The organism is Mesorhizobium sp. LSHC420B00, assembly GCF_000503055.1.
Classification (GTDB): domain Bacteria; phylum Pseudomonadota; class Alphaproteobacteria; order Rhizobiales; family Rhizobiaceae; genus Mesorhizobium.
In genome coordinates, this window is sequence record NZ_AYVY01000008.1 from 15,590 (window position 1) to 42,230 (window position 26,641).

Consider the following 26,641-nt stretch of genomic DNA (forward strand, 5'->3'; position numbering starts at 1 on the left):
ACGGGCGGACGCGCCCGGAAAGACCTGAAAATGTACCGTTACGATGAGTTCGACCACGATTTCGTCAAGGCCCGCGTCGCCGAGTTCAGCGACCAGGTCGCACGGCGGCTTGCCGGCGAGATCACCGAGGACCAGTTCCGGCCGCTTCGGCTGATGAACGGCGTCTATCTACAGCTGCATGCCTATATGCTGCGCATCGCCGTGCCCTACGGCACGCTGAACAGCAAGCAACTGCGTATGCTCGGCCACATCGCACGCAAATACGACAAGGGTTATGGGCATTTCACGACCCGCCAGAACATCCAGTTCAACTGGCCGGCGTTGTCGGACATCCCGGCGATCCTGGCGGACCTGGCAAGCGTCGAGATGCACGCCATCCAGACCAGTGGCAACTGCATTCGCAACGTCACCGCCGACCACTTCGCCGGCGCCGCCGCCGACGAGGTTGCCGATCCGCGCCCCTATGCCGAAATCCTGCGGCAATGGTCGTCGGTGCATCCGGAGTTTTCGTTCCTGCCGCGAAAATTCAAGATCGCGGTGACCGGCGCCGAGCGCGACCGCGCCGCCATCCAGACGCATGACATCGGCCTGCATCTGAAGAAGAACGCCGCCGGCGAGCTTGGTTTCGCCGTCTATGTCGGCGGCGGCCAGGGCCGCACGCCGATGGTGGCCAAGAAGATCCGCGACTTCCTGCCCGAAGCGGATCTGTTGTCCTACTGCACGGCGATCCTGCGCGTTTACAACCTCTACGGCCGTCGCGACAACAAGTTCAAGGCGCGCATCAAGATCCTGGTCCACGAGACCGGCGTCGAGGAGATCACCCGCCAGGTCGAGGCCGAATGGCAGGAGTTGAAGGACGCCGAGCTGAGGCTGCCGGAAGAAGACATCCGCGCCATCGACGCCTATTTCGCGCCGCCGGCGCTTGTCGATCGGCCGGAAGGCGACGAGGCGGTCAAGCTTGCCCGACTCGACTCGAAGAGCTTTTCCGAATGGCTGGACCAGAATGTGGTCACCCATCGCCATCCCGACTACGCGGCGGTGACCATCTCGCTCAAGGGCATTGGCGAGACGCCCGGCGACGCCTCCGACAGCCAGATGGAAGCGGTCGCAGACATTGCCGAAAAATATTCCTTCGACGAGCTGCGCGTCAGTCACGAGCAGAACCTGATCCTGCCGCATGTCGCGCGTGCCGACCTCAAGGCGGTCTATGACGCGCTTGTCGATATCGGGCTGGCGACGGCCAATTCCAACCTGATCAGCGACATCATCTCCTGCCCCGGCCTCGATTATTGCGCGCTGGCGACAGCGCGTTCGATTCCCGTGGCACAGGAAATCTCGCGGCGCTTCGCCTCGCTGGAGCGCCAGCGCGAGATCGGCGAATTGAAGCTGAAGATTTCCGGGTGCATCAATGCCTGCGGCCATCACCATGTCGGCCATATCGGCATCCTCGGCGTCGAGAAGAAAGGCGCCGAGCTCTACCAGGTGACGCTCGGCGGCTCGGCCGACGAGAACACCTCGGTCGGCGAGATCATCGGCCGCGGCTTCAGTTCGGAAGAGATCACCGATGCCATCGAGCAGATCGTCGAGACCTATCTCGGGCTTCGGCTGGACAGAAACGAAAGATTTATCGACGCCTACCGCCGTGTCGGTCCCGCGCCGTTCAAGGAGGCGCTCTATGCTGGCGAAACCAAGGCCGCTTGACCGGATCATCGACGTCGAGGCCGGCATCGCCGCCGAAGCGGCGGGTCTCGACGCGCTCTATGGCCATCTAAAGCCGCTGGAGATTATCGAGCGGTCGGCCCGGGAATTCTTTCACGGCGAAATCGCCGCCGTCTCGTCCTTCGGCGCGGATTCGGCGGTGCTGCTGCACATGATCGCGGAGATCGACCGCACGCTGCCGGTGATCTTTCTCGACACCGGCAAGCATTTCGAGGAAACGCTCGGCTATCGTGACGCGCTGGTCGCCGATTTCGGGTTGACCGATATCCGGGTGATCAGGCCCGACGATGCGGCGCTGGCAAGGATCGACCCGACCGGCAATCTGAACGAGACCGATACCGACGCCTGCTGCGACGTGCGCAAGGTCGAGCCGCTGGCGCGCGGCGTCGAGCCGTTCCGCGCCTGGTTCACCGGACGCAAGCGCTTCCAGGCCGCGACCCGGGCAGCGCTTCCGGTGTTCGAGGCGGTCGGCTCGCGCATCCGCATCAATCCGCTGGCGCACTGGACGACATCAGACCAGGCCAGCTACATGCGCGCACATGCGCTGCGTGAAAACCCGCTCGTCGCCTATGGCTATCTGTCGATCGGCTGTTTCCCTTGCACGCAGCCGGTGCAGCCGGGCGACGACGCGCGCAGTGGCCGCTGGGCCGGGCACGCCAAGACCGAATGCGGCATCCATTTGTCGGGGCTGGAGAAGTCGCTGACCGATGCCTCACTTTAGGATATATTGATATTCAGGTGATGCCGGCCTGCAAACGGCGGCTTCCTGCGCTTCCGGCGCTCACGTACCCAAAAGTACGCTCCGCTCCGGTTCTCGGAAGCCACGCAGTTTGGTCGCTTCGCGCCCGCCTTCGGCTCCGGCTCGGCCTGACCTGAATCTCAACACCCCCTGAGGTGTTTTGCACTTTAGAACCTTGTGGACTTGGGAATTTCTTGATGAGCGAATTGATAGCGGAAAACGCCACCCGGCTGTGGACGCCGAATGGTTTTTGCGAGGACGAGTGGGTTCATGCCGAAAGCGCCGAGGCGCTGGTCGGCAATGGCCGCTTCATCCTGCCGCTGCAGGCGTTTCTCGGCCTCGATCGGGAGGTGCGGCGGTCGGCGAAGGAACGCATCGGCGTGCTGCTGCAGCCCGGCGATCAGCTCGAGAAGATCGCCGGCCTGCTCGACCAGCTGTCGCTGGTGGCGCTGGCCTTCCCGGCGTTCAATGACGGCCGCTCGTTCTCCAAGGGCGAATTGCTGCGCAGCCGTTACCATTTCACCGGCGCCATGCGCGCCACCGGGCAGGTGCTTATCGACCAGCTGCCGCACATGCTGCGCCTCGGCTTCGACGAATTCGAGATCTCGCACCCGGTGCTGCTGAAGCGGCTCGAGCAAGGCCGCACCGGCGGACTGCCGCTGTTCTACCAGCCGGCGGTGAAGCCGGAGGCCAAAGGCCCGAAATATTCCTGGCGGCGGGTGCGCGCCAGCTGATCTGCTCCAGGGGACCAGAAGCACGATCTGGTCAGACCACATTGCCGATTCGATCTTTTATTTTGCCCGTCCCCGTCTTAGGATAGGTCCATTATTTCGCGATCCGAATAAATGTGGCCAGAAGGGAGGAACCGGGTATGGCTGGCAAGAAGATATTGATGCTCGTTGGCGAGTTCAGCGAGGAATACGAGATTTTCGTCTTTGAACAGGCGATGCATGCGGTGGGCAATACGGTCCATGTCGTTTGCCCCGACAAGAAGGCCGGCGACATCCTGAAGACCTCGTTGCACGACTTCGAAGGCCACCAGACCTATACGGAAAAGCTCGGCCACGACTACATCCTCAACAAGACGTTTTCCGAGGTCAACCCGGCCGAATACGACGCCGTCTACGCGGCGGGCGGGCGCGGGCCGGAATATATCCGCATCGACAAGCGCGTGCAGGCGCTGGTGCGGCATTTCCATGAGGCCGGCAAGCCGATCTTCACCATCTGCCACGGCGTGCAGATCCTGATCGCGGTCGACGGCGTGGTGCGCGGCAGGGAAGTCGCGGCGCTGCAATATTGCGAGCCGGAAGTCACGCTGGCCGGGGGCATCTATATCGATGTTGCGCCGACCGGTGCCCATGTCGACGGCAATCTGGTGTCGGCCAAGGGCTGGCCGGGCCTTGCCGCCTTCATGCGCGAATGTCTGAAAGTGCTGGGCACCGAGATCCGCCAGGGAGAGATCCTGATGCGCGACCAACGCCAGGCGGCTTAAGCTCGGAATTTGGAGCCGCCGCGCCCCTAATGCATGTCGCGCAAAAGTGTGCAGCGGTTTTGCGATAACGGCATGCATAAACAAGAACTTAAAGCGCGTCGCATGAGGCCGGTCGAGCGCGACGCGCTTTAGGTGCGGCGGTGCGTCTACACGGCCATCCGCGCTTCGCGGAACGAGACCAGCTTGCTGCGGCTCTCGTCCCATAGCGCCAGCTTGACGCAGCGCAGGCTGTCGAGAAGCGTGACGCGGCCGATCTCACGCAACTCCGGATAGTCCCTCAGCACTTCCGGAAGCCGGTAACACGGCACTTTGGCCGAGAGGTGGTGCACATGGTGGACGCCGATATTGCCGGTGATCCAGTTCAGAACCGGCGGCAGGTCGTAATAGGACGAGCCGTGCAGGGCAGCGTGCTGGAATTCCCACTCGGAGTCCTTTGTCCACTCCGTTTCCTCGAACTGATGCTGGACGTAGAACAGCCAGATGCCGGCCGATCCGGCGAGAATGACGATCGGCAGATGCACGACCAGGAACGCGCCGGGGCCGACGAACCAGATGAGCAGAGCGGCGATGACGGCGATGGCGAGGTTGGTGGACATCGACGACACCCAAGGGGTGAGGCCGCCCCGCATCATGCCCAAGGGCAGTCTCTGCTCGAAAATGAAAATCCATATCGGGCCAAGGCCGAACATCACCAGCGGATGGCGATAGAGGCGATAGGCGAGCCGGCCCCGCCACGACAGTTGCCGGTATTCGGCGACGGTCAGTGTCTTGATGTCGCCGGTGCCGCGCTCGTCGAGATTGCCGGCGCTGGCGTGATGGGTTGCGTGGGCGCGGCGCCAGCAATCGTAGGGCGTCAGCGTCAGCACGCCAAGGACGCGGCCGATCCAGTCGTCGGCATAGCGATTGGCAAAGAAGGAGCCGTGACCGCAATCGTGCTGGATCATAAAGATCCGCACCAGAAAGCCGGCGGCCGGAAGGATGAGGACCAGACCCCACCAATGGCCATAGGCATAGGCGGCCGAGGACAGCGCCCATAACGTGGCGAAAGGGATGAGGGTGATGGCGAGTTCGACAGCGCTGCGACGTCTGTCGGGCTTTTTATAGCGCGACAGGATTTTCAACCAGGCGCGCTTGCTGTTTGCCACAGCTTCGGGGGAAATCATGTTCATCATGAAACATAGGCGGAGCAGGGCGCTGCCGCAAGACGGAGATCACGCAAAGTTACTGCGCGTAAACGTCGCGCGATGGCAACCGGCCACAATTGCCGGTCGCGTCCCTGGCAACGGCGCGCTACCGACGGCGCCCGCCTGCGACCACCTTGGCTTCCACGCCGTCCAGGCGGTCGAGCAATTCCTTCAGACGGTCGGGAATATCGGACTCGGTGCGGAAGGCCGGCAAGGTGCGCAGAAAGCGCTTGGTCGCTTCGGTGCCGAGCTGGCGCCGGATATCGGCGGCGAGCCCGTTGCGTTTTTCGCCGTTCCTGCGGGGCATCATCTCAAAATCCTGTGTCGGCTTCGAAACTCTTCCAAGGGAGGAATGGTTCCCGCATTGTAGTAGCCTGGCAAGCAAAGCCGGCGGTTACGGTAAAGTTTGAATTAAATCGAAAGGTTTGCGCCGTCCGCCATCGAGCCGCAACAGCGGCTGCAGTATCGCTTGCCCCTTGATTTTTGGCCGCTAAACCTCGATATCGGGCGCAAATCCACACCATTTGAAAATGACGGGAAACGGCGATGAGCGACCAGGCAAAAGACGAACGCGCGCCCGATGAAGCCGAGAAGACCGAGGCTGCCGCGGAGCCAAGGGAAGGCGGCGTCGACGGCGACTATGAAGCGCTTGTGCGGCTTCTGAAGGAAAACGAAGAGCTGAAGGATCGCGCGCTGCGCGTGGCGGCCGACATGGAGAATTTGCGCCGCCGCACCGCCCGAGACGTCCACGATGCGCGCGCCTATGCGGTCGCCAATTTTGCCCGCGACATGCTGTCGGTATCAGACAATCTGCGCCGTGCGCTGGATGCCATCCCGGAGGAGGCCAAGGCGTCGGGTGATGCCGGCTTCAAGGCGCTGATCGACGGCGTCGAGATCACCGAGCGCGCCATGCTGTCGGCGCTGGAGCGCCACGGCGTGAAGAAGCTCGAGCCCGAGGGGGAGAAATTCGATCCGAATTTCCACCAGGCGATGTTCGAGGTGCCCAATCCCGACGTGCCGGCCAACACGGTCGTCCAGGTCGTGCAGCCCGGCTATTCGATCGGCGAGCGCGTGCTGCGGCCGGCCATGGTCGGCGTCGCCAAGGGCGGCCCCAAGCATGTGGCAAGCGAAGCGCCGGTGGAGCCGGGGCCGGTGAACGAGCAGGCTGAGAAGGATGCGTGAACTGGGAGTAGGGCTCCGTTAGCCAGCAACCGCCATCAAAGCGTGAGGGATGATCGACCGCCCCCAACCTATCCGATTTCAGGGCGATCAAACAGTTCGCCGTGCAGGCTTTCCTGCCCTCAGCTCAGCAGTTCACAGCCATAGCGGCGGACCACGTCGGGGAATGTCTCCATGTCCGGCATTCCTTCGCCGTCCGGAGGAATGCGCCTGTCGGCGGTGGGCACACTGGTCGCCCTCAGAAGTTCCTCGAAACCGCCAGGCGTGAAGAAGAACAGCATCCGGGCCGGCCCACGCTTGACCGTATAGCGGTGCGGCACATCGCGTGGCCCAAAGAGAAACGAACCGGGTCCAGCCATAATCGCCTTACCGCCGATCTCGAACTCGATCTCGCCTTCAATCACCAGGAATGACTCGTCCTCGCGATGGTGCACATGCAGCGGCGCCTCACCTTCGCTCTCGAGCACTTCGATCAGCGTGAACTGGCCCGCGGTCTGGACCGCTGTCGCCTTGATCACCGCTAGCGAGCCAAGCCACCAGCGCGCCTCTCCTTCCAAGGCGTGACTGCAAAAGGCGTGGGGAGTGCTCCTGCCAGCTTCGCCGCCAGCCACGGCCGCCACAGAATGGTAGCCGACCTTGATCGAGGCGGAATTCACCATCGAGCAATAGTTTTTGATGCCGGGCAGGGAGGACCAGACCTCGCCAGCCGCCTTGGCGCTGTCCATGTCCGCCCATTCGAATATCTCCGTCCAGCCGCCTGCGGATTTGAGCAGGCGACGGTTGAGGAAACCCCTGAGCTTTCGCACCTCGTCATTCACTTCATCCCTAGTCTGCAGGAACATCTGCTCGGTGAATCCGGGCTTCAATGCAAATTCAGTGATTTCAACGACATTCGTGTCCATGACTTCCTCCCTTTGCCATCTGACCTTTGTTTCGCCTCCCGCATTCTGTTCGCTCAAGACGTGCTCGTCCGGCCTCTGCCTTTGAGCCAGCAGAGCGCCATTGTCGTTGCCGTTTCGACGGCGAGGTCCACCGTCATACCGCGTATCCGCATGGCGTTGAACGTCGGAAAGTCGAATAGAAAGCTGATTGCCTGCACGACATCATCGCCCGGACCGTCGTGCGCCAGTGCCTCACGCACGAATCCGGCCACCATGTGTCGCAGGTATTCCTCCCATTCCCGCATGGCCGGAAGCTCGCGCTCGCGCAGGTCGCTTTCGAGATGCCGTCCGCCACGTTGGTAGAAGGCGAACAGCTCGTTGGCGACCCGGCGTAGCCGTTCTTCAGGATCGGTCGCGTCGCCGATTATCTCCCTCACTGCTTCGGGCGACGGAGGACGCAGGCGCTCCATCAGCAATTCGCCGCACGCCGGCACCAGGTCATCCAGAGTAGGAAAATGCTTGTAGACGGTGCCAACGGCGACATCGGCTTCCGTAGCGATATCCTTCCAAGTCGTGCCAAAGATGCCGTTCTGGGTGTGCAGCTTGATTGTCGCGTCGAGAATGCGCTGCCTCGTCTTGGCGAAGGCGGCAGTCCGGGAAGCCATGCTGTAGCGGCGAGGGGACATAGACGTCCACCCAAATAATTGAATGAACAATTCAATCATTTAATTTATCTGGAGTCAATCCAGATTCGCAGGAGCCACTCGCTATTCCCCACTCGGTATTTCATTATTCCCTCCATGAACCCGATCGAGCTTCTCGACTATGCCGGCGTCGCCGTCTTCGCGGCGACCGGTGCGCTGGCCGCCTCGCGCAAACAGCTCGACATTATCGGTTACCTGTTTCTGGCTAGCGTTGCCGGCATCGGGGGCGGAACGTTTCGCGACGTCATCCTCAACGTGCCCGTGTTCTGGGTGGGAAACCGCGACTATGTGCTAATCTGTGCGGCGGTGGCGGTCGTCGTCTTCTTCAGCGCACATCGTTTCGAGTCGCGCTACAAATTGCTGCTCTGGCTCGACGCCATAGGTCTTGCCGCATTTTCGGTGATTGGCGCGGCCAAGGGGCTGACGATCACCGGGTCACCTGCAGTTTCGATCGTCACCGGCATGCTCACCGCAACCCTTGGCGGCATTCTGCGCGATCTGTTGACAGGCGAGCCTTCGGTGCTCCTGAGACCGGAAATCTACGTTACCGCAGCGCTTGCCGGCGCCGGCCTCTACACACTTGGCGATTTCGCCGGACTGCCGCCGCTTGCGTCGGGCCTGGCAGGTTTCATGGCGGCTTTCTGCGTACGCGGCGGCGCGCTGAAATTCGGCTGGGCCTTTCCGTCCTACAAAAGCAAGCCTGGCCGGCGTCCGGAAGATATTCCCTGATTTAAGGTGTCAGGCTGCAAACCGCTGCGCTTCCCCGCCATAATAATTGACGTAGCGGGCACCGATCTCCTTGACCGGCATCACCACGAACACGTCGACCGTCGAGAATTCACGGTCGATGACGCAACCGTCGCCGATGCGCGCGCCGACGCGCAGATAGCCCTTGACCAGCGGCGGCATCGCGGCGATCGCCGCCTTGGTGTTAACGGCTTCGATCGGCATCAGATCCATCGAACAATAGCGCCCGGCGACGGCACGCACGTCCCACGATGAATTCGTCCGGCAGTGGTGGGCAAGATAGGTCAGCGCCTCTGCATGTGCCGCCGGCACGGTGCCGTGGAACGACGCGCAGCCGGTCATCACGCCAATGCCGTAATGATTGATATAGGCCCAGATGCCTTGCCACAGCGCCTCGATGGTGCGCTTGGAGCGGTATTCCGGCAGAACGCAGGAGCGGCCGAGCTCGAGGAAGCGCTGGCCGGGATGTCGCGCGATCAGCTTGGTCAACTCGAATTCGCCTTCGGAATAGAAGCCGCCCGCCGCCGCGGCAATCTCCTGCCGCAGCAGGCGGTAGGTGCCGACGATGCGGCGATGCTCGGGACCGGAAAGCGAAGTATCGAAGACCAGCAGATGGTCGCAGAGGGGATCGAAGCGGTCGGCATCGCGGCGGTCCTGCATCTGGAACAGGTCCTTCCTGGCACCAAGCTCGTCGTAGAACACCCGGTAGCGCACTTCCTGCGCGGCGGCGATCTCGGCCTCGTTGCGGGCGAGCCGCACTTCGAGATTGCCGATGCGGCCGAGCGATGCGCCTTTTATGACGGCATCGGCGTTCCGGCCGACGAGCAAAGGCCCGCTGGCGTTCGGCCGAGCATCACATTCCGGCATGACTGTATGCACGAGTGATTCTCCTTCGAGCCATCCCTCTTGGCACGGGGATACGGTGTAGGTGCAACAGGATTGTGACAGTACCGTGATACGGCTCTGCGGGCAATACTTCGTCGGCTGGGTAATCTATCGACCGTCTATGTTGTGCCTCAAGCGGCCACTTGCCCTTCAACCGCATGAACCAGGGCATCAGGGTCGAGCGGCTTGGTGACGAAGCCGCTCGCACCGTGGGCGAGCACGGCGTGGCGGGTCTTTTCCTGGCTGTCGGCCGACAGCACCATGATCGGCACCGGCGGAACCGCGGTCTCCTCCTCATGGCGGCGGATGGCGGCGATGGCGTCCAGCCCGTCCATGACAGGCATATGCAGGTCCATCAGCACCACGTCGTAGCGGTGCTTATGGCCGGTGCTGATGACCGCCTCGACCGCGGCCTTGCCGTTGCCGACCACTTTCACCCGATGCCCGGCCTTCAGGAGGGTGGCGCGGGCCAGCATGGCGTTGATGTCGTTGTCCTCGGCGATCAGCACCGACAGGCCCTGCTGGCGGCCGCCAATGGCGTGCCCAGCCTGCGCGCCGCGCTTTTGCGGTTGCGGCTCGGCGATGACCGGTGCGTGGCTGGTCAAAAGCACGCGCAGCAATGTCTCGCCGCGCACCGGCCTCGCCAGGAAGGTGGCGTAACCGTTGGCACGGAACTCGCCAAGCATGCCGCGGTCGGTCGGCGCGATCAGCGTCACCGCCTCGCAATCGACAAATCCGCTCTGGCGCAGGCGCCTGAGCAGCCTGCCGTCGCTTTGCTCCATGGCAGCATCGACCAGAAGCACGTTGCAGCCCTCGGCGAAAGGGGCGGCCTGGGCGGCGGCGGCGGCCAGATCGACCGTTCCGCCATTGGCGCGAATGGTGCGGGCGATGGCTTCGGCCTCGACCAGGTTCTTCGACACGATTACCGCATGCCGGCCCAACAGCGCGTTCTGGCGGATCTGCAGCGCCTCGACGGCGGAAATAGCGGGAATCTCGAAGACGAATTCGGATCCCTGGCCAAGCCGGCTCGACACCGAGATAGTGCCGCCCATCGCCGTCACCAGGCGCTTGGAAATCGCGAGACCGAGGCCGGCACCACCATGCGTACGGGTCGAGGTGCCGTCAGCCTGTTCGAAGTCCTCGAAGATGCGCTCCATGTCCTCCTCGCGCAGACCGGGGCCGGTGTCGGTGATGGTGAAGCGGATGCGGTTGGTGGTTTCGGTGCGGACGCGGCCGATGCTTGCCAGGACGCCGCCGCTGTCGGTGAACTTGACGGCATTGCCGATAAGGTTGAGCAGCACCTGCCTGACCCTGCCGGGGTCGGCGGTGATCAGCTGCGGCACGTCGGGTTCGACATGGCAGCCGAGGCCGATATCCTTGGCAAAAGCCCGCGCCGCCAAAAGCTCGATGACATTGTCGGCGATCTCGCGCACCGACATCGGTTGCGGTTCGGGATCGAAGCGGCCGGCCTCGATCTTGGAATAGTCGAGCAGGTCCTCGATCAGCGCCAGCAGCGCGCTGGCCGAGGTCGAGATGGCGCCGACATAGGTCCGCTGCTCGGGCGAAAGGCTGGTGTCGGCGAGAAGCCGGGCCATGCCCATGATGCCGTTCATCGGCGTGCGTATCTCGTGGCTGACGGTGGCGAGGAAGCGCGATTTGGCCTGGCTCGCATATTCGGCCCGTTCGCGGGCGGTGATCAGCGAGGATTCGGCGCGTTTGCGGGCGGTGATGTCACGGGCGATGGCGCGATGCGAAACGGCGCCGCTGTCCTTGTCGCGCACCGACAGCTCGATCCAAGAGAACCAGCGTGGGCCGTCCGGCGTGCGAATGGCGACATCAGTGGAACTCAGGCATTCATGGTCGGAAAAGGCGGCGTCGGGAACGATGCCGACATCGATGCCTAGTTCCGCCAGGGTCTTGCCGGCGAGGTCGCGCTGGTCGGTTTCGACAAGGTCGGCGAAAACCTTGTTGGCGTAGACGATATGGCCGTCGCGGTCGCGGTGGACGACGAGATCGCCGAGTGCATCGATCAGACCGCGAAAGCGCTCCTCGCTCTCCTGCATCTCCCACATGCGGTCGGCCAGCGTCTCGATCTCGGCGCGACTGCGGGCGGTCGTGGCATCGAGCAGGGCCACCGCGCGACGCTGGGTGCGCCTGTTGCGCAGATGCATGGCGAGCCCGGCGATGGCTGTCGCCAAAAGGCCAATGGTGATGAAGATCGGCGCTCCGGTCAGATGCGACAGGCCTGCCAGCACGACGATGGCGACGAGAGTCAGGAAGGGCAGGCCGTGGCGGTTGGCGTCCGGCAATTCCGGCGCCAGCGGCGGCGCGGCGACAAGCTGCCGCCCTGACGCCTCGGGGGCCGCCCGGTCGGCCCGTTCGGCTGGTTCCGCCTCTCTGATGCCGGGTTCCGCAATCATACGGAATTCCTGCCAGACAGAGCTTATTGAAGGTTGTGGTTGATCGTTCGAATTTTAGCGGTCGCGCTCTTTTTTTCCCTTTGGAGCCTCACATGTCCACCACCACGCGGCCGCGGATCTTGCCCTCGACGATGTCATGCGCGGCGCCGATGATGCCGTCGAAGCCGATGCTCGTCGACAGGCTGGCAAGCTTTGCGTGATCGAGATCGGTGCCGATGCGGCGCCAGGCCTCGATGCGGACCGCCTTGGGCGCCATCACCGAATCGATGCCGAGCAGCGAGACGCCGCGCAGGATGAACGGGGCGACGCTTGCCGGCAGGTCCATGCCGCCGGCGAGGCCGCAAGCGGCAACGGCGCCGCCATAGGAGGTCATCGACAGGACGTTGGCCAGCGTGTGCCTGCCGACAGCGTCGATGCCGCCGGCCCAGCGTTCCTTGGCTAGCGGTTTTGCAGGCTGCGCAAGCTCGTCGCGTGAAATCACTTCCGCGGCACCGAGGTCGGTCAGATAGGGGCTTTCGGCACTGCGGCCGGTCGAGGCGATGACGTGATAGCCGAGGCTGGACAGGATCGAGACCGCGACCGACCCGACGCCACCGGCAGCGCCCGTCACCACCACAGGGCCGCGGTCGGGCACGATGCCGTGGCGCTCCAGCGCGATGACGCAAAGCATGGCGGTGTAGCCGGCGGTGCCGACCGCCATCGCATCATGCGGGCTCATGCCGTCCGGCAGCGGTACCAGCCAGTCGCCCTTGACGCGGGCGCGTCCGGCAAAGGCGCCGAAATGCGTCTCGCCGACGCCCCAGCCGTTCAATATGACCTTGTCACCCTCGCGCCAGTCGGGATTGGAAGACGAGATGACGGTGCCGGCGAAATCGACGCCCGGCACCAGCGGCCAGCGGCGGATCACCGGCGCCTTGCCGGTGATTGCAAGGCCGTCCTTGTAGTTCACCGTCGTCGCCTCCACCGCGACGGTGACGTCGCCTTCCATCAGGTCTGCCTCGGTGAGCTCGGTCACCGCGACCGACTGGTTTTTCTCGGCGTCGCGCGAAACGAGGATGGCTTTGAAGGCTTCGGGCATTTTTTCTCCTCGGGCTTGCAAATAAGAAATGTGCGGTGCCGGGCGAGTGAGGTCAATCGCTCGATGTTCCGCGCCACCAGCCAATGAGCTCATCGAAGACGACCAGCACGGCACCGACCGAAATGAAGGCATCGGCGAGGTTGAAGATCGCGAAGGACCAGACCGGCGTGTGAAACAGAATATAGTCGATGACATGGCCATAGGCAGCGCGGTCGATCAGATTGCCGAGCGCGCCGCCGACGATCAGCGCGAAGCCGACGCGGGCAAGCAGGTGGCCGGGCGGCGTGCGGGCCGCAAGATAGAGAACGAAAGCGACCACCAGAACCGCGACGACCACCAGGCCGGTGTCGCCGAAGGACGAAAACAGCGAAAACGCGATGCCGGTGTTGTAGGTGCGGTACAGCGCCAGGAACGGCAGGAGATCGAGCCTTTCCTGGAAGGCAAGGCCGGTCTCGACCAGATATTTCAGCCACTGGTCGAGCGCTATCGCGGCGACAACCAGAAAAGCGTAGGGGCTCCAGGACTTCATGGTTTGCAGTTTCACGGTTTGGGATGTCACGATCGGGCATCCTCCGGGCCGAGCTTCAGCGCGCCGCGCCGGATCTCGAACAGCATGACGCCGGTGGCCACCGCAAGGTTGAGCGAATCGGCGCGGCCTGCCTGCGGTATCCGCAGCAGCTTGTCGCAGCTTGCGGCAAGCTCGTCAGGCAGGCCTTGCTGCTCGTTGCCCATCATCAAAAGCACCGGGCCTTTTGAAAAATCGACCGAGCGGTAATCGACCGCACCCTTAAGATGGGTGCCGGCGACGAGGCCGGGAAAGCTCTTTCGCCAGGCGAGAAAAGCCTCGGCCGACGCCTTGGCGACCGGCACGGCGAAGATCGAGCCCATGGTGGCGCGTACCGTCTCGACCGAAAAGGGATCGGTGGTCTCGCCGACCAGGATGACGCCTTTGGCGCCGACGGCGTCGACCGTGCGGATGACGGTGCCGAGGTTGCCGGGGTCGCGGACGCGGTCGAGCACCACCCAGACGTCGCCATCATGGGCGCGAATGTCCTTCAGCGGCAGCAATTTCTGCGAGAACACGCCGACGACCATTTGCGGATTGTCGCGGCGGGTGATGGCGACCAGCACGTTTTCCGAAACTTCAAGTACGGTGCCGCCGGCGGCAACCGTGCGCGCCGCAACTTTTTCAACCGCCGCATTGCCACGTCCGGCCTTGGCGAAAACCAATGTCCTGATAGACCAGCCGAGATCGAGCGCGTCGATGACCAGCTTCAGGCCTTCGGCCATGAAGGCATTCTGCTGGTCGCGGAATTTCTTCTGCGCGAGCGCCTTGATGTCCTTGACCAGCGGATTGGCGAGGCTGGTGACTTCCTTCACCTGCCCTGGCGCGCCCGCGTGCCGTTCGTACGCACTCATTCAGGCCACCCAGCGCGAGAACAGCGAGGTCGAAAGCGCCCGGCCGGCGGATTTCTCGCGGATGATCAATTCGCCGGATTCGACCGTGCCGCCCATGCCGGCGAAGGTGTCGCGCATCAAGGCGTGGATGGCGAAGAAAGAGGCGCGGATCGAATAGGCGGTCAGCACCACAGCGAGCGGCTTCGGCGTCAGGATCGCACGGCAGATGTCGGTCAGCGCCGGCAAATCTTCGAACAGATGCCAGACCTCGCCCTTCGGTCCGCGGCCATAGGCGGGCGGGTCGAACAGGATGATGTCGTAGCGGCTGCCGCGGCGCTCCTCGCGCTCGGCGAATTTCACGGCATCGTCGAGGATCCAGCGGATCGGCCTTTGCGACAGGCCCGCCATCTCCTGGTTTTCGCGCGCCCAGCCGATCGCCTTCTTGGAAGCATCGACATGGGTGACCTCGGCGCCGGCACGCGCCGCCACCAGCGAGGCAAGACCGGTATAACCGAACAGGTTCAGCACCTTCACCGGCCGTTTTGCCGCCGCAATCAGCCCGGCCATGTGGTCCCAGTGCGAGGCCTGCTCGGGAAAGACACCGACATGGCGAAACGAAGTGAAGCGGCCGAGATAGTCGATGCCGTCATGCTTCATCGGCCAGGTCTCGCCGAGCGGCGTCTTCGGAAAGCGCCAGCGGCCGATGCCTTCCTCGTCGGTATCGCCGGTGAAAATGGCATCGGCGCGTTCCCAGTCCCTGGCCGGCAATGCCTTTTGCCAGATCGCCTGGCCCTCCGGCCGAACGATGCGGTAGGGGCCGTATTGCTCGAGCTTTTCTCCGGCGCCGCTGTCGAGCAGCGCGTAATCCTGATTGGCGCCGACTTCGAGGATCAGCGGCAGATGTTCGGCAGGCAGCGCGCCATCGCGGCGCGAAAGTGGGCGCGGCGCTGCTTTCTGCTCGGACCGGTCCTGCGGTTTCGTCTCCGGACCAGCGGTTGGATTGGGGTCGCGCCGCCGCGGCTGCTCTATCCCGCCTTTTTTCGCGGGCGGGCGGCTGTCGCGGCGTTTGTCGCGAAAAGGTTTCAAGAAGGCGCATCTCCGGACGGCGGCTGCGCCGCTTCTGCCACAGCGAATTGACCGGCGCAACAAAAGGGCTGCAGGCGTTTGCGAACGGATCAGCCACGCCTGATCGACAGCAGCCCGACTGCGAGCGCGATGAAACCGACGGCCTTGAAGCCGGTGACGACCATATGGCCGGCTTCCCAGCGGCTCCGGATAGCTTCGAAATTGCCCGGGATCGGTCCAGGCACCCAGGTGGCCAGGACATCGTTTGCCGGTTTGACGAGCGCAACCCACGCGACAAGCGCCATCAGATAAAGCATGGTGGCGGCCAACACCCACCAGAATGCCGGGCGGTCGCCGCGCAGCATCCATGCGAGGAGCCCCGGACAGGCGACGGCCGCCACGTCCAGCGGTGCGCCGACAGTCAAAAAGAACTGGAACTGAGCATTGAAGACCGTGGTTTCTCGCCAGAGCGAAGGCGGCCATCTGGTCAGCCGCGGCACCGATTCCAGTACGTGGGCGAAGGATGGTCCGAGGCTTAGGGCAGCAACGGTGGCGGTCAAAACAGACCAGAACAACAGAAGACCGCGTATATCCATAATGGCCAGACAACGGCGTCAGGCCGCATACGTTCCGGTCGGCGATCATCCTGCTTGCCGCCGAAAGCGCAGGCGCACTATCGTCCATCCAAATTGGGCATCCATCCAAACCGGGTTGCGATCCATGTCCCGCGCCGAACGCCTGCTCGACTTGATCCAGATCCTGCGCCGGCATCGCCGGCCAGTCAGCGGCCGCAGCCTTGCCGGCGAAATGGGTGTGTCGATCCGCACGCTCTATCGCGATATCGCCACGTTGCAGGGGCAGGGCGCACCGATCGAGGGCGAGGCGGGGCTGGGTTACGTGCTCAGGCCAGGCTTCATGCTGCCGCCCTTGATGTTCACCGACGAGGAGATCGAGGCGATCGTGCTCGGTTCGCGCTGGGTGGCCAAGCAGCCGGACTGGCGGCTTGCCAACGCCGCCACCGACGCGCTGGCCAAGATCGCCGCCGTGCTGCCGGACGATTTGCGCGAAGAGCTCGATGCCTCGACGCTGCTGGTCGGGTCGCGCACCGAGGTCACCGAAGGCATCGATCTCGGCGTGGTGCGGCAAGCCATCCGCGAGGAGCACAAGTTGAGCTTTGTCTATCGCGATGCCGGCGGCGCTGCCTCCGAGCGCACCGTCTGGCCGTTTGCACTCGGCTTCTTCGACAAGGTGCGCGTCGTCGCGGCGTGGTGCGAGATGCGCCAGGATTTCAGGCACTTTCGCGCCGATCGGATATCCGGCCTCAACGCCACCGAGACGCGTTATCCGCGCCGTCGCCAGGTGCTGCTCAAAGAATGGCGGGCGACGCTCGACAAGCCAAGCTAAGGCTGCCGCTCAGTTAAGACTGCTGCCAGAATCTGGCAGTGGTGCACGCTATGCTGCTCCAGTCGAAACCATCTGGAGAGCAATTCATGACACCGCCCAATTTCGTCATCCTCTATGTCGACAAGCCTGAGCAAAGCGGCGCCTTCTACAGCGCGCTGCTCGGACGCGAGCCGGTCGACACCTCGCCGACCTTCGTGTTGTTCGTGCTCGACAACGGCTTCAAACTCGGCCTCTGGTCGCGTCATACCGTAGAGCCGGCCGCGGCGGCCGCAGGCGGTGGCGCCGAGGTCGTCTTTGCGTTGGATACGCCTGGCGCTGTCGACACCACCCATGCCGAGTGGGCCGACCGTGGGCTGACCATCCTGCAGAGCCCGACCGACATGGATTTCGGCCGCACCTTCGTCGCGCTCGATCCGGACAACCACCGGCTACGGGTTTATTGGCAAAAGGAGTAAGGCAGTAGGGCAGTAGGCGAGAGCAAAGTAGCACTAGGCGCGGCGCCGCACGATTAGCACGGTTTCCTACTGCCCTACTGCCCTACTGCCCTACTGCCCTACTGCCCTACGCTTGCGCGATACACGGCAATGCCGGCGGCCAGGTCCTCGAGGGCCGCGCCGACCGACTTGAACAGCGTGATCTCGTCATTGCCCTGCCGGCCTTTTTTCTGGCCGCGTGCCAGTTCATAGAGGTCGGCGACGATGGCTTGCGGCTTCAGCACGCCGGAGGCCAGCGGCTGGACGATGTCGCCGGCTTCCTTGGTGGCGCCGGCGCGGGTGTCGACATAGACGCGGGCGCGTGCAATCGCGTCGTCGTCGCTTTCGCGCATCGCCGGCGTGAAGCCGCCAACCAGATCGACATGGGTTCCCGGTTTCAAGAGTACCCCTTTGATCAGTGGCGCGGTGGTGATGGTCGCCGATGACACGATATCGGCCTGGCCGAGTTCGACGTCGAGATCGCCTGCGGCGTCGGCCGCAAAACCCTCGGCACGCAATTTTGCCGCGACCTTTTCGGCATTGGCCGGCGTGCGGTTCCAGATGCGGATGTTCTTGATCGGCCGCACCGCCGAATGCGCCTTTGCAAGGAATGGCGACAGCGCGCCGGCGCCGACCACCAGCAGCCGTGATGCGTCTTCGCGGGCCAGATAGGACGCGGCCAGTGCCGAGGCGCAGGCGGTGCGCCACTGCGTCAGCCGCTGGCCATCGATCAAGGCCTGAGGCTCGCCGGTGGCGCCGTCCAGCAACAGGTAGAGGCCCATCACCGCAGGCTTGCCGACGGCGTTGTTGTCGGGCGACACGGTGACGATCTTGACGCCGATATGGCCATCGGCCGAGGTGCCGGCGTTGAAGTCGGTCCAGGCCGGCATCAGAAGCAGCGTCGAGGCGGCACCGTCGGGCCGCTCGACCGTGTGATGATGCCTGACCGGCTGCACGGCGCCGTCGCGAAAAGCGGCGCGCAATGTCTCGACCAGCCCGGGAAAGGTCAGCGCGCGGTCGACCTCGGCGGCGGAAATGGTCAGCATGATGGCTCCGTGGAGAAATAGGCCGGTTGCGCTTCCTGCCCGAGCCGCGGCTCAGTTCATCGGCTTCGGCAAGGCCGGGCCCTGCGCCGCTGTGGGCGCGCGGCTGACTGCCAGACGCAGGTTCTCGGCCTCGGCGGCGCGCTGGCGCGCCAGCTTGCGGTAGCGGCCCTGCTTGATCCAGGTCGCCAGGCTGCCGACGATCATGCCGATGGCCAGCGCCAGGAACAGGAAAATGAACAGCGGCACGGTCAGCGTCAGCGCCGGATTGCCGGGATTGAACGGATCGAGCGTGAAGGCCACCGGTTCGCGGTTGGCGACGGCCAGCGCAATCAGGATGACGGCCAGCGGCACGAAAACCACGATGAGGATGAAGCGATTGAACATGTTTTTCCGTTCGGAAGAAAAGGCAGCAACGGGTCGGCGGGCGCCGCGCCTATTTGCCTCCGTTCAGCCTTTCACGCAATTCCTTGCCGGTCTTGAAGAACGGCACCCATTTCTCCTCGACCTCTACGGATTCGCCGGTGCGCGGATTGCGGCCGGTGCGGGCAGGGCGGTTTTTCACCGAAAACGCGCCGAAGCCGCGCAACTCGACCCGGTTGCCCTCGGCAAGCGCGTCGGTGATTTCATCGAAGATGGCGCCGACAATGTTTTCGACATCGCGCAGGAAAAGATGCGGATTGCGCGTGGCGATGATCTGCACAAGTTCGGATTTGATCATGAAAAGGCTCCCCGTGAAAGCAGTGCCGCCGAAATTATCAGAATGATTTTATTTGCTTTTTCACTCCCAAGCGGCTCCTCAAGGGTGCCAGACGGAAACGAGACCGTCAAGAAACAAGCGGTCCGCTCCAATTTCGTGAAGGACGTCGCCGCCATGGCCAGGCAGGCCAAGCGCAGCGCCGACGGTCTGCGCCATCGCCTTGGAGAACAGGAAACCACCGCGTTTTTCCGTGTCCTTCCATTCCACCACCTTGAGCTTGGCATCGACACCCTTGCCTGCAAGCCAGTCGATCGCTTCGGCCTCGCCGCCGACCGCGTCGATCAATCTGTTGGTGACCGCCTGCCGGCCGGTGAAGATCGACCCGTCCGCGAGCGCCAGCGCCTCCGGCTTGGTCATGTTGCGGCGCTCGGCGACGATGCCGACGAACCAGTCGTAGCTGTCGAGAATGAGTTTGCGGACCATGGCGCGTTCATCGTCATTGGTCGGCTTGAAGGGGGAAGGCGAGGCCTTCAAGGGCGAGGATTTCACCTCCTCCAGCTTGACGCCGAGCTTGTCCATGAGGCCGCTGACGTCCGGGTACTGGATCAGAACGCCGATCGAGCCGACGATCGAGGATTTGCGTGCGACAATATGGTCGGCCGCGGTGGCTATCATGTAACCCGCCGACGCCGCGAGCGTGCCGACCTCGGCCACCACCGGCTTGTCGGCGGCGAGCTTGCGCACTGCCTCGTAGATCGACTCGCCACCGACGGTGGTGCCGCCGGGTGAATCGATCGACAGGATCACAGCCTTGACGCGCGGCGACTGACGGATGGCTTCCAGCCGCTTGATCAGTTCTTCGTCTTCGGTGATGGTACCTTCGATCTTGACCTTAGCGATGTGGTCGACAGCCGCGCCGGTGAATTCGTCACCATAAATCCACGCGGAAAAGGCGATCAGCCCGGCTGCGGCGACAAGAATCGCCGCAACACGCCAGAATGTCAGCTTGCGGCGCAAGCGGCGGCGGTCGATCAGGTCGTCGGCTCTCAATGCCATGGTCAGCCTCGTAGTCGGTGGGAGCAGATGCTTTTAAAGCAACCATTCGCGCCCGGCTACCGTTTCCTGACGGCCTTCGCCAAAGCCGTCTTCGGCGTTCGGGCAAGCTTCAATCTGTCGCGTTCCACAGGCTCTAACACTGTGCGCCCATATCTGGTATGAGGTTCAGGCTGCGCTGGGGCCATTTTCGTTGTATAGGGGCGGCTGTCATATTTTTGCGGTTTTCCTCGGCTTGTGCTTGCTTGAGGGTGCCGGCACCCCACCTATAGGGCGGCCTGGCGGGCAGGGGTTTAGAAGAAGCAGTCATGTTAGCGGGACCAATCGAACCGACCAACACCGAGACGGAGTTGGCTCCCAAGGCCGCAGGCCGGGCGCGGGTCGACGCCTTTGACATCGCGCAGCGTCATTCGCGCCGGGTGCGGATCCTCAAGCTGGCCGTGCCGCTGGTCGCCGCCCTGATCGCGGTCGCGTTTCCGGTCTATTCCTATCTCATGGCTCCCGCTGCAATCGAGGTGCAGGCCGACGGCGGCTCCTTTGCCAATGGCAAGCTGGTGATGGCCAATCCCAAGCTCAACGGCTTCACCAAGCAGAACCTGCCCTATTCGATGACGGCCCTGCGCGCCATACAGGACGTCAGCAAACAAGGCATCATCGATCTGGAAGGCATCAAGGCCAGGCTGCCGATTGCGGCCGACAACACGGCCGCCATCGATGCCGCGCGCGGCACCTATGATCGCGACGGCAACACGTTCAGCCTGACCAGCGACGTGACGGTATCGACCACGGATGGCGTGGTGGCAAAATTCAAATCAGTCTATCTCGACATGGGCGAAGGCACTATGAAGACAAGCGAACCCGTCGATGTCAGCCGCGGCGGGTCGCGGATCAGGGCGGATTCGATGTCGGTCCAGGACAATGGCAAGGTCCTGGTTTTCGAGAACAAGGTGCGCGTCGACATCGATCCCGCCAGTTTGAAGGCGGCAGAGGCAAAGAGCGGAGAGACCAATGCGGTTCAGTAGTTCGGCACGGCGCCTCGCCGCGGTTTCGGCGTTGCTGACCCTCGGGCTGCCATTGGGGCTCACCCTGGGGACGGCTTCGTCGCTGGCGCAGTCCAGCGCCACCAGCCAAATGTCCGGCCTCAGGCTGTCGGGCGACAAGCCGATCCAGATCGAAAGCGACAAGCTCGAGGTGCGCCAAGCGGAAAGCGTCGCCGTCTTCACCGGCAACGTCAACGTCGTCCAGGGTCCAACCGTACTCAAGGCCGGCAAAATGACGGTCTATTACGTCAGGGATGCAGCCGCCGCCAAAGGCGCCGAGCCGGCGGGTGCCGCGGCGATGACCGGATCCGCCAACATCGACCATCTCGTGGTCGACGATAAGGTCTACATCAAATCGGACAATCAGGTTGCCACCGGCGACCGCGGCACCTTCGACATGAAGACCGAGGTGCTGGTGCTTTCGGGCAGCAAGGTCGTGCTCTCGCAAGGCGACAACGTGCTTGTCGGCTGCAAGCTTACCGTGCAGATGAAGAGCGGCCTTGCCCAGGTCGACGCCTGCGGCGGCCGCGTCATGATGTCGATCACGCCGCAGGCGAAGTCTGGAGCAGCGAAACCCTGATGACCGGCATATCGTCGCTGCTGGCGCGTCTTCCAGGGCGCGCCGCCAGCAAACTTGCGGCACCGGCCAGGGTCACCGTCGAAGCGGCAAAGTTCAAGGGAACCTTGATCGCCAAGGGGCTGACCAAAAGCTACAAGGGCCGCAAAGTCGTCAGCGGCGTGACGCTGGGCGTGCGCGCCGGCGAGGCGGTTGGGCTGCTCGGCCCCAATGGCGCCGGCAAGACCACCTGTTTCTACATGGTGACCGGGCTGGTGCCGGTCGACGAAGGCACCATCGAAATCGACGGCTTCGACGTCACGTCGATGCCGATGTATCGCCGCGCCCGTCTCGGCATCGGCTATCTGCCGCAGGAAGCGTCGATTTTTCGCGGCCTGAACGTCGAGCAAAACATCCGGGCCGTGCTCGAAGTGGTCGAAAAGAGCCGCAAGGAGCGTGAGCGCCTGCTCGACGAATTGCTCGAGGAATTCCACATCAGCCATCTGCGCAAGGCTCCATCGCTGTCGCTCTCCGGCGGTGAGCGGCGGCGCCTCGAAATTGCCCGTGCGTTGGCAACCCGCCCCGCCTACATGCTGCTCGACGAACCGTTCGCCGGCATCGACCCGATCGCCGTCGCCGACATCCAGCAGCTCGTGCGCCACTTGACGGCACGTGGCATCGGCGTGCTGATCACCGACCACAATGTGCGTGAGACCCTTGGCCTGATCGACCGCGCCTACATCATCCATGCCGGTCAGGTGCTGACCCATGGCCGAGCCGACGAAATCGTCGCAAATGCCGATGTGCGGCGGCTTTATCTTGGCGAGGGATTTACGCTCTAAATGCGAAATTCCGGTTCGAACGGGATTTCCGGCGTAGTCCGGCAGCTTTTTCTTCGATTTTCTGCCTGAAAAACGCGCTGGCAGGCGAGTTTTTCCGCACCTCGCCTTGACAAGCAAAAGCCGGGCCAGTTTCTATGCTGGCCTGGAAAATTCTTTCCAGCAGTGCGGGCGCGTAGACGGGGCGTTGAAACCGAACCATGGCGTTGGCGGCAAAACTACAGCTACGACAGTCGCAGTCGCTGGTGATGACGCCGCAGCTGATGCAGTCGATCCGCCTGCTGCAGTTCACCCACCTCGAGCTGGAACGCTTCATCGACGACGAGATCGAACGCAATCCCCTGCTGGAACGCGCCGAACCGCAGGACGACGCCGCCAGCGACCAGGCGCAGAAGAGCGACGCCGCATCGGAACCGGCAGCCGACGGCGACTGGTTCGAAGCGGAGACGGCGTGGAGCGCCGAGGCGATCTCGGAAAAGCTCGATACGTCGCTGGAAAACCTGTTTCCCGACGATCCTGGAACGAGCGAGCGGCTCGGCCCCGACCTGACGGCGCAATGGAAATCGGCGTCCGGCAATAGTTCCGCCTCTTCCTCCGACGGCTTCGACGTCGCGGATATGGCGGCGGCTGCCATCACGCTGCGCGACCATGTCGGCGAGCAGGTGGCGCTCGCCTTCGCCGATCCGGCCGCGCGCCTGATCGCCAGCGAGCTTGCCGACGGCGTCGATGAGGCCGGCTACATGCGTGCGGACATGGCCGAGATCGCGGCCCGCCTCGGCACGGACGCCACGGCGGTGGCAAGGGCGCTGGCGATTTGCCAGACATTCGAGCCCGCCGGCATCTTCGCCCGCGACCTCGCCGAATGCCTGTCGCTGCAGCTTGCCGTGCGCGACCGGCTCGATCCGGCGATGAGGGCATTGATCGCCAATCTCGAACTCCTGGCACGGCGCGATTTCCAGACGCTGAAGCGGATTTGCGGTGTCGACGAGGAGGATCTGCTCGACATGCTGGCCGAGATCCGGGCGCTCGACCCGCGGCCGGGAATGGCGTTTTCGCGCGGTGCCAGCGATGCGATCGTGGCCGACGTCGAGGTGCGCGCAGCCAATGACGGCAGCTGGACGGTCGAGCTCAATGCCGAGACGCTACCGCGTGTGCTGGTCGATCACATCTATTTCGCTCAGGTCACGCCGCATGCGAAAAACCAGGCGGAAAAGGATTTCCTCGCCGAATGCCTGCAGAATGCCAACTGGCTGACGCGCAGCCTCGACCAGCGGGCGAAGACTATCCTGAAGGTCGCCTCCGAGATCGTGCGCCAGCAGGACGCTTTTCTCGTCCACGGCGTGCGGCACCTGAAGCCGCTCAACCTGCGCACGGTGGCGGACGCTATCGGCATGCACGAATCGACGGTCAGCCGGGTCACGGCAAACAAATACATGCTGACGCCGCGCGGCGTGTTCGAGCTGCGCTATTTCTTTACCGCCTCGATCGCTTCGTCGGGTGGCGGCGATGCGCATTCGTCGGAAGCGGTGCGCGACCGCATAAAGCAGCTGATCGACGAGGAGAAAGCCGTCGATGTGCTTTCCGACGATGCCATCGTGGACATGCTGCGGGAAAGCGGCGTCGACATTGCCAGGCGCACGGTTGCCAAATACCGGGAAGGCATGAACATACCCTCTTCGGTGCAACGGCGGCGCGAAAAACGCGCTTTGGCCAGCGCCGGCCGTTGAACTCCGGCGGAATTTCCACAGCTTTCGCGTTCATTGACAAGCGGCAACGAAGTGGCTAGAAGCCCGCCCGCATGAGACGGGCTGGCGGGTGGATTTGAGTTCGCTGATGCCCGCACGAGAGATGGTCCGTCACGACGTAGGCCACGGGACGGCCAAGAAGGCGGCTTGTGATCAACCGGAAAGTTCGGATTTAAAATCGGCGCAAGTGACGCCGCAAAGCTTGTGCGCACGGACCACGAGTATAAACTCGGGACAGTTTGAAGCCTGAGCAAGGAAGGTCAGTTTTCAGATGACACTGCGCATATCGGGAAAACACATGGATATCGGCGATGCGTTCCGTACGCGCATCAACGACCGTGTCGGGGAAGTGATCGGGAAATATTTCGATCGGGGCTTTTCAGGGCAAATCGTAGTCGTCAAATCGGGATCGCGCTACACGGCCGATTGCATGATCCGGCTGGATTCCGGTGCTTCGCTGCAGGCGACCGGCGATGCCCAGGATCCGACGCTTGCCTTCGATACCGCGGCGGACCGTCTGGAAACCCGCCTCAGGCGCTACAAGCGCCGGCTGAAGTCGCACAATTCAGGCAATAGCAATGGCGAACTCACCGACGTCGCCTATACGGTGATGGCCCCGCTTGCCGATGACGAGGAGGAGATACCGGAGAATTTCGCGCCGGCCATCGTCGCCGAATCGACCATGACGCTGCGGACCATGTCGGTGGCGTCAGCAGTGATCGAGCTCGACACCAAGGACAGCCCGGTCCTGGTCTTCCGCAATGCCGGAAACGACCATCTCAACATCGTCTATCGCCGGCCGGACGGGAATATCGGCTGGATCGACCCGTCTACGGCCAAGGTCGCGCAGGGGTAAAAACCAGCCGCACGCAAGCGTGGGGACTGGCGACGGCAGGCGAACAAGGGATTTCAAGCATGGATCTGAGCGATCTCGTCAACGTTCCGGCAATCATGCCGGCGTTGAAGGCGAACTCCAAAAAGCAGTTGCTGCAATTGCTGTCTGAAAGGGCGGCGGCAATTTCCGGCATTCCGGAGCGGGAGGTGTTCGACACCATCCTGCAACGCGAGCGGCTGGGTTCGACCGGCGTCGGCAACGGCATCGCCATTCCGCATGGCAAGCTGGCCGGGGTGAAGCGGATCGCTGGAGTTTTTGCCCGGCTGGAGACACCGGTCGATTTCGAGGCCCTCGACGATCAGCCGGTCGACCTGGTGTTTCTGCTTTTGGCCCCCGAAGGTGCCGGCGCCGACCACCTCAAGGCGCTGTCGCGCATCGCGCGGGTGCTGCGCGATGCCGACACGGTTGCCAAGATCAGGGGCACGCGCGATGCCGTGGCCATCCACGCGCTGCTGTCGGATACACAGGCCTCGCACGCCGCCTGAGTTGATTGGACCCGTTGAAGGGCCGCCGTGAGCGGCCCTGTCCGTTTCAGCCAGATCGGCGCGCCGTGTTGTTAGTGGATAGCGACGGGGGTCAGATCGTTTTCCAAGGCGCCGGCCAGCGCCCGGTCGCGAGCGTCCGAAAGCAGGATCGGCTGGCCGTTGGCGGCAAACAGGGCCCACAGTTCCAGCCCGGGCGCGATTTCGACGAGGCCCGGGAAACGGCCGCGCAGATCGTCGCTCGACACTTTCCTGAGATAGGCGACCGAACCTTCGCCGAGATGAGCGAATTCGCCGCTGGTCATGATGATATTTTCGTCAGTTCTGGTCATTTCAAGCCTCCTTGCCGCGAGACGCCGCTCAAGGCCATCCCACATGAGAGCTATCGGCAAAACTCAGTCTTTCACCGATATGTTTATTTTTCGTACCAGCCGTTCGGACTCCGGCCGATCGAGATCGATCGACAAAAGGCCGTTCTTCAATTCCGCCGCAATCACCCGCATGCCGTCGGCCAGCACGAAACAGCGCTGGAACTGGCGCGCGGCGATGCCGCGGTGGAGGAATTCGCGCTCGGTGTCGTCGTTCTGACGGCCGCGCACGACCAACTGGTTCTCCTCCGTGGAGACATCGAGATCGCTTTCCGCGAAACCGGCGACGGCGAGCGTGATACGCAGCCTTTCGGTTTTGCCGTCGGCACCGCTGAGGCGCTCGATGTTGTAGGGAGGATAGCTGTCACCCGACTTCGCCAAGCGCTCCAGTGTCTTTTCCATGGAATCGAAACCGAGGAGAAGCGGGCTGGAAAAAGGCGTCATTCGGCTCATGTTACAGTGTCCTCTCAAGAGCGACATAAACTGGAAAAACCCGGATGGCATTTTTCCCGATGGTCTTGATATGGTCCGCCGCCCGGCAGACTTCAAGCC

The 26,641-nt window shown here is 63.2% G+C and carries 31 protein-coding genes; 14 read left to right on the forward strand and 17 right to left on the reverse strand.

Going from position 1 to position 26,641, the window contains the following annotated elements; all coding sequences use genetic code 11:
- Window positions 1–30 precede the first annotated feature (30 nt).
- From X760_RS53255 to X760_RS53270, 4 genes are all read left to right on the forward strand, one after another.
- Window positions 31–1,701: a nitrite/sulfite reductase gene (locus X760_RS53255; protein WP_023718939.1), complete on the forward strand. Its 1,671-nt coding sequence runs from the start codon at window positions 31–33 to the stop codon at window positions 1,699–1,701.
- On the forward strand, window positions 1,676–2,440 hold the full coding sequence (locus tag X760_RS53260; RefSeq protein ID WP_023718940.1) for a phosphoadenylyl-sulfate reductase: 765 nt from the start codon (window positions 1,676–1,678) through the stop codon (window positions 2,438–2,440). Before X760_RS53255 ends, X760_RS53260 begins: the two co-directional genes overlap by 26 nt.
- 215 nt (window positions 2,441–2,655) lie before the next feature.
- On the forward strand, window positions 2,656–3,192 hold the full coding sequence (locus tag X760_RS53265; protein WP_023718941.1) for a DUF934 domain-containing protein: 537 nt from the start codon (window positions 2,656–2,658) through the stop codon (window positions 3,190–3,192).
- 137 nt (window positions 3,193–3,329) lie between these two features.
- A complete protein-coding gene (locus tag X760_RS53270) occupies window positions 3,330–3,950 on the forward strand; it encodes a DJ-1/PfpI family protein (RefSeq protein ID WP_023718942.1) in 621 nt (206 codons plus the stop codon).
- Window positions 3,951–4,096: 146 nt separating this feature from the next.
- On the opposite strand, the gene X760_RS53275 is transcribed toward X760_RS53270, so the two are convergent.
- Together X760_RS53275 and X760_RS53280 are read right to left on the reverse strand one after the other, a co-directional pair.
- On the reverse strand, window positions 4,097–5,119 hold the full coding sequence (locus X760_RS53275; protein ID WP_023675248.1) for a fatty acid desaturase: 1,023 nt from the start codon (window positions 5,117–5,119) through the stop codon (window positions 4,097–4,099).
- Window positions 5,120–5,240: 121 nt separating this feature from the next.
- Window positions 5,241–5,444 carry a hypothetical protein gene (locus X760_RS53280; protein WP_023718943.1) on the reverse strand — a complete coding sequence of 68 codons (204 nt, stop codon included), beginning with the start codon at window positions 5,442–5,444 and terminating at the stop codon, window positions 5,241–5,243.
- A gap of 236 nt (window positions 5,445–5,680) precedes the next feature.
- On the opposite strand from X760_RS53280, the gene grpE reads away from it, so the two are divergent.
- On the forward strand, window positions 5,681–6,316 hold the full coding sequence (grpE, locus tag X760_RS53285; RefSeq protein WP_023675250.1) for a nucleotide exchange factor GrpE: 636 nt from the start codon (window positions 5,681–5,683) through the stop codon (window positions 6,314–6,316).
- A gap of 119 nt (window positions 6,317–6,435) precedes the next feature.
- Here the strand turns inward: grpE and X760_RS73680 are convergent, their stop codons facing one another.
- Together X760_RS73680 and X760_RS73685 are read right to left on the reverse strand one after the other, a co-directional pair.
- Window positions 6,436–7,215 (reverse strand): quercetin 2,3-dioxygenase, encoded by a 780-nt coding sequence (locus X760_RS73680; protein ID WP_023718944.1) that lies wholly within the window; start codon window positions 7,213–7,215, stop codon window positions 6,436–6,438.
- Between the two features lie 53 nt (window positions 7,216–7,268).
- Window positions 7,269–7,919 (reverse strand): TetR/AcrR family transcriptional regulator, encoded by a 651-nt coding sequence (locus X760_RS73685; protein WP_084642653.1) that lies wholly within the window; start codon window positions 7,917–7,919, stop codon window positions 7,269–7,271.
- Window positions 7,920–7,994: 75 nt separating this feature from the next.
- Between X760_RS73685 and X760_RS53295 the strand changes: the two genes are divergently transcribed.
- Window positions 7,995–8,627 carry a trimeric intracellular cation channel family protein gene (locus tag X760_RS53295; protein WP_023718946.1) on the forward strand — a complete coding sequence of 211 codons (633 nt, stop codon included), beginning with the start codon at window positions 7,995–7,997 and terminating at the stop codon, window positions 8,625–8,627.
- Between the two features lie 9 nt (window positions 8,628–8,636).
- On the opposite strand, the gene X760_RS53300 is transcribed toward X760_RS53295, so the two are convergent.
- The 7 genes from X760_RS53300 to X760_RS53330 form a co-directional block, all read right to left on the reverse strand.
- Window positions 8,637–9,512: a GNAT family N-acetyltransferase gene (locus X760_RS53300; RefSeq protein WP_023675251.1), complete on the reverse strand. Its 876-nt coding sequence runs from the start codon at window positions 9,510–9,512 to the stop codon at window positions 8,637–8,639.
- Window positions 9,513–9,661: 149 nt separating this feature from the next.
- Window positions 9,662–11,950: a PAS domain-containing hybrid sensor histidine kinase/response regulator gene (locus X760_RS53305; protein ID WP_023718947.1), complete on the reverse strand. Its 2,289-nt coding sequence runs from the start codon at window positions 11,948–11,950 to the stop codon at window positions 9,662–9,664.
- Between the two features lie 88 nt (window positions 11,951–12,038).
- Window positions 12,039–13,028: an MDR family oxidoreductase gene (locus X760_RS53310; protein WP_023718948.1), complete on the reverse strand. Its 990-nt coding sequence runs from the start codon at window positions 13,026–13,028 to the stop codon at window positions 12,039–12,041.
- A gap of 52 nt (window positions 13,029–13,080) precedes the next feature.
- Window positions 13,081–13,557 (reverse strand): signal peptidase II, encoded by a 477-nt coding sequence (gene lspA / locus X760_RS53315; RefSeq protein ID WP_023718949.1) that lies wholly within the window; start codon window positions 13,555–13,557, stop codon window positions 13,081–13,083.
- A 26-nt stretch (window positions 13,558–13,583) separates the two neighbouring features.
- A complete protein-coding gene (locus X760_RS53320; RefSeq protein ID WP_023718950.1) occupies window positions 13,584–14,447 on the reverse strand; it encodes an RNA methyltransferase in 864 nt (287 codons plus the stop codon).
- Entirely contained in the window at window positions 14,448–15,512 is a 1,065-nt protein-coding gene (locus X760_RS53325) for a class I SAM-dependent rRNA methyltransferase (protein ID WP_023718951.1), read from the reverse strand.
- Window positions 15,513–15,601: 89 nt separating this feature from the next.
- Window positions 15,602–16,087, reverse strand: a complete 486-nt coding sequence (locus tag X760_RS53330; RefSeq protein WP_023718952.1) for a DUF1772 domain-containing protein — start codon at window positions 16,085–16,087, stop codon at window positions 15,602–15,604.
- 124 nt (window positions 16,088–16,211) lie between these two features.
- Between X760_RS53330 and X760_RS53335 the strand changes: the two genes are divergently transcribed.
- A complete protein-coding gene (locus X760_RS53335; RefSeq protein ID WP_023718953.1) occupies window positions 16,212–16,895 on the forward strand; it encodes a YafY family protein in 684 nt (227 codons plus the stop codon).
- An 86-nt stretch (window positions 16,896–16,981) separates the two neighbouring features.
- A complete protein-coding gene (locus X760_RS0137850; protein ID WP_031193999.1) occupies window positions 16,982–17,350 on the forward strand; it encodes a VOC family protein in 369 nt (122 codons plus the stop codon).
- Between the two features lie 98 nt (window positions 17,351–17,448).
- Here X760_RS0137850 and X760_RS53340 read toward each other — a convergent pair whose 3' ends face one another.
- The 4 genes from X760_RS53340 to sppA form a co-directional block, all read right to left on the reverse strand.
- Window positions 17,449–18,414, reverse strand: coding sequence for an ornithine cyclodeaminase family protein (locus X760_RS53340; RefSeq protein ID WP_023718954.1), 966 nt, complete (start codon window positions 18,412–18,414; stop codon window positions 17,449–17,451).
- 51 nt (window positions 18,415–18,465) lie between these two features.
- Window positions 18,466–18,798 carry a lipopolysaccharide assembly protein LapA domain-containing protein gene (locus tag X760_RS53345; RefSeq protein ID WP_023718955.1) on the reverse strand — a complete coding sequence of 111 codons (333 nt, stop codon included), beginning with the start codon at window positions 18,796–18,798 and terminating at the stop codon, window positions 18,466–18,468.
- A 49-nt stretch (window positions 18,799–18,847) separates the two neighbouring features.
- Complete coding sequence (locus X760_RS53350) at window positions 18,848–19,132, reverse strand: integration host factor subunit beta (RefSeq protein WP_006200394.1); 285 nt, start codon at window positions 19,130–19,132, stop codon at window positions 18,848–18,850.
- Window positions 19,133–19,210: 78 nt separating this feature from the next.
- Window positions 19,211–20,167 carry a signal peptide peptidase SppA gene (sppA, locus tag X760_RS53355; RefSeq protein ID WP_023718956.1) on the reverse strand — a complete coding sequence of 319 codons (957 nt, stop codon included), beginning with the start codon at window positions 20,165–20,167 and terminating at the stop codon, window positions 19,211–19,213.
- 305 nt (window positions 20,168–20,472) lie between these two features.
- Between sppA and lptC the strand changes: the two genes are divergently transcribed.
- From lptC to ptsN, 6 genes are all read left to right on the forward strand, one after another.
- Complete coding sequence (lptC, locus tag X760_RS53360) at window positions 20,473–21,186, forward strand: LPS export ABC transporter periplasmic protein LptC (protein ID WP_023718957.1); 714 nt, start codon at window positions 20,473–20,475, stop codon at window positions 21,184–21,186.
- The gene (locus X760_RS53365; RefSeq protein WP_023718958.1) at window positions 21,173–21,784 is read left to right on the forward strand and encodes an LptA/OstA family protein; all 612 of its coding nucleotides are present in this window, start codon (window positions 21,173–21,175) and stop codon (window positions 21,782–21,784) included. Before lptC ends, X760_RS53365 begins: the two co-directional genes overlap by 14 nt.
- Window positions 21,784–22,602, forward strand: coding sequence for an LPS export ABC transporter ATP-binding protein (gene lptB, locus X760_RS53370; RefSeq protein WP_023718959.1), 819 nt, complete (start codon window positions 21,784–21,786; stop codon window positions 22,600–22,602). Before X760_RS53365 ends, lptB begins: the two co-directional genes overlap by 1 nt.
- A gap of 197 nt (window positions 22,603–22,799) precedes the next feature.
- Window positions 22,800–24,326, forward strand: coding sequence for an RNA polymerase factor sigma-54 (gene rpoN, locus X760_RS53375; protein WP_023718960.1), 1,527 nt, complete (start codon window positions 22,800–22,802; stop codon window positions 24,324–24,326).
- 289 nt (window positions 24,327–24,615) lie between these two features.
- Entirely contained in the window at window positions 24,616–25,200 is a 585-nt protein-coding gene (gene raiA / locus X760_RS53380) for a ribosome-associated translation inhibitor RaiA (RefSeq protein WP_023718961.1), read from the forward strand.
- A gap of 59 nt (window positions 25,201–25,259) precedes the next feature.
- Entirely contained in the window at window positions 25,260–25,724 is a 465-nt protein-coding gene (gene ptsN, locus X760_RS53385) for a PTS IIA-like nitrogen regulatory protein PtsN (protein ID WP_023718962.1), read from the forward strand.
- A 71-nt stretch (window positions 25,725–25,795) separates the two neighbouring features.
- On the opposite strand, the gene X760_RS53390 is transcribed toward ptsN, so the two are convergent.
- Window positions 25,796–26,053, reverse strand: coding sequence for a DUF1150 family protein (locus tag X760_RS53390; RefSeq protein ID WP_023718963.1), 258 nt, complete (start codon window positions 26,051–26,053; stop codon window positions 25,796–25,798).
- 63 nt (window positions 26,054–26,116) lie between these two features.
- The gene (locus tag X760_RS53395; protein WP_023718964.1) at window positions 26,117–26,542 is read right to left on the reverse strand and encodes an Hsp20 family protein; all 426 of its coding nucleotides are present in this window, start codon (window positions 26,540–26,542) and stop codon (window positions 26,117–26,119) included.
- Window positions 26,543–26,641: the final 99 nt, after the last annotated feature.

Coding starts and splice junctions, on each gene's coding strand:
- rpoN (WP_023718960.1), top strand. CDS start 22,800: ATGGCGTTGGCGGCAAAACTACAGCTACGACAGTCGCAGTCGCTGGTG.
- X760_RS53335 (WP_023718953.1), top strand. CDS start 16,212: ATGTCCCGCGCCGAACGCCTGCTCGACTTGATCCAGATCCTGCGCCGG.
- X760_RS53320 (WP_023718950.1), bottom strand. CDS start 14,447: ATGAGTGCGTACGAACGGCACGCGGGCGCGCCAGGGCAGGTGAAGGAA.
- X760_RS53265 (WP_023718941.1), top strand. CDS start 2,656: ATGAGCGAATTGATAGCGGAAAACGCCACCCGGCTGTGGACGCCGAAT.
- lptC (WP_023718957.1), top strand. CDS start 20,473: ATGTTAGCGGGACCAATCGAACCGACCAACACCGAGACGGAGTTGGCT.
- X760_RS53310 (WP_023718948.1), bottom strand. CDS start 13,028: ATGCCCGAAGCCTTCAAAGCCATCCTCGTTTCGCGCGACGCCGAGAAA.
- grpE (WP_023675250.1), top strand. CDS start 5,681: ATGAGCGACCAGGCAAAAGACGAACGCGCGCCCGATGAAGCCGAGAAG.
- X760_RS53330 (WP_023718952.1), bottom strand. CDS start 16,087: ATGGATATACGCGGTCTTCTGTTGTTCTGGTCTGTTTTGACCGCCACC.
- lspA (WP_023718949.1), bottom strand. CDS start 13,557: ATGAAGTCCTGGAGCCCCTACGCTTTTCTGGTTGTCGCCGCGATAGCG.
- X760_RS53340 (WP_023718954.1), bottom strand. CDS start 18,414: ATGCTGACCATTTCCGCCGCCGAGGTCGACCGCGCGCTGACCTTTCCC.
- X760_RS73685 (WP_084642653.1), bottom strand. CDS start 7,919: ATGATTGAATTGTTCATTCAATTATTTGGGTGGACGTCTATGTCCCCT.
- X760_RS53395 (WP_023718964.1), bottom strand. CDS start 26,542: ATGAGCCGAATGACGCCTTTTTCCAGCCCGCTTCTCCTCGGTTTCGAT.
- X760_RS53295 (WP_023718946.1), top strand. CDS start 7,995: ATGAACCCGATCGAGCTTCTCGACTATGCCGGCGTCGCCGTCTTCGCG.
- X760_RS53275 (WP_023675248.1), bottom strand. CDS start 5,119: ATGAACATGATTTCCCCCGAAGCTGTGGCAAACAGCAAGCGCGCCTGG.
- X760_RS73680 (WP_023718944.1), bottom strand. CDS start 7,215: ATGGACACGAATGTCGTTGAAATCACTGAATTTGCATTGAAGCCCGGA.
- ptsN (WP_023718962.1), top strand. CDS start 25,260: ATGGATCTGAGCGATCTCGTCAACGTTCCGGCAATCATGCCGGCGTTG.
- raiA (WP_023718961.1), top strand. CDS start 24,616: ATGACACTGCGCATATCGGGAAAACACATGGATATCGGCGATGCGTTC.
- X760_RS53300 (WP_023675251.1), bottom strand. CDS start 9,512: ATGCCGGAATGTGATGCTCGGCCGAACGCCAGCGGGCCTTTGCTCGTC.
- X760_RS53305 (WP_023718947.1), bottom strand. CDS start 11,950: ATGATTGCGGAACCCGGCATCAGAGAGGCGGAACCAGCCGAACGGGCC.
- X760_RS53365 (WP_023718958.1), top strand. CDS start 21,173: ATGCGGTTCAGTAGTTCGGCACGGCGCCTCGCCGCGGTTTCGGCGTTG.
- X760_RS53255 (WP_023718939.1), top strand. CDS start 31: ATGTACCGTTACGATGAGTTCGACCACGATTTCGTCAAGGCCCGCGTC.
- X760_RS53260 (WP_023718940.1), top strand. CDS start 1,676: ATGCTGGCGAAACCAAGGCCGCTTGACCGGATCATCGACGTCGAGGCC.
- X760_RS0137850 (WP_031193999.1), top strand. CDS start 16,982: ATGACACCGCCCAATTTCGTCATCCTCTATGTCGACAAGCCTGAGCAA.
- X760_RS53280 (WP_023718943.1), bottom strand. CDS start 5,444: ATGATGCCCCGCAGGAACGGCGAAAAACGCAACGGGCTCGCCGCCGAT.
- X760_RS53350 (WP_006200394.1), bottom strand. CDS start 19,132: ATGATCAAATCCGAACTTGTGCAGATCATCGCCACGCGCAATCCGCAT.
- sppA (WP_023718956.1), bottom strand. CDS start 20,167: ATGGCATTGAGAGCCGACGACCTGATCGACCGCCGCCGCTTGCGCCGC.
- X760_RS53270 (WP_023718942.1), top strand. CDS start 3,330: ATGGCTGGCAAGAAGATATTGATGCTCGTTGGCGAGTTCAGCGAGGAA.
- lptB (WP_023718959.1), top strand. CDS start 21,784: ATGACCGGCATATCGTCGCTGCTGGCGCGTCTTCCAGGGCGCGCCGCC.
- X760_RS53345 (WP_023718955.1), bottom strand. CDS start 18,798: ATGTTCAATCGCTTCATCCTCATCGTGGTTTTCGTGCCGCTGGCCGTC.
- X760_RS53390 (WP_023718963.1), bottom strand. CDS start 26,053: ATGACCAGAACTGACGAAAATATCATCATGACCAGCGGCGAATTCGCT.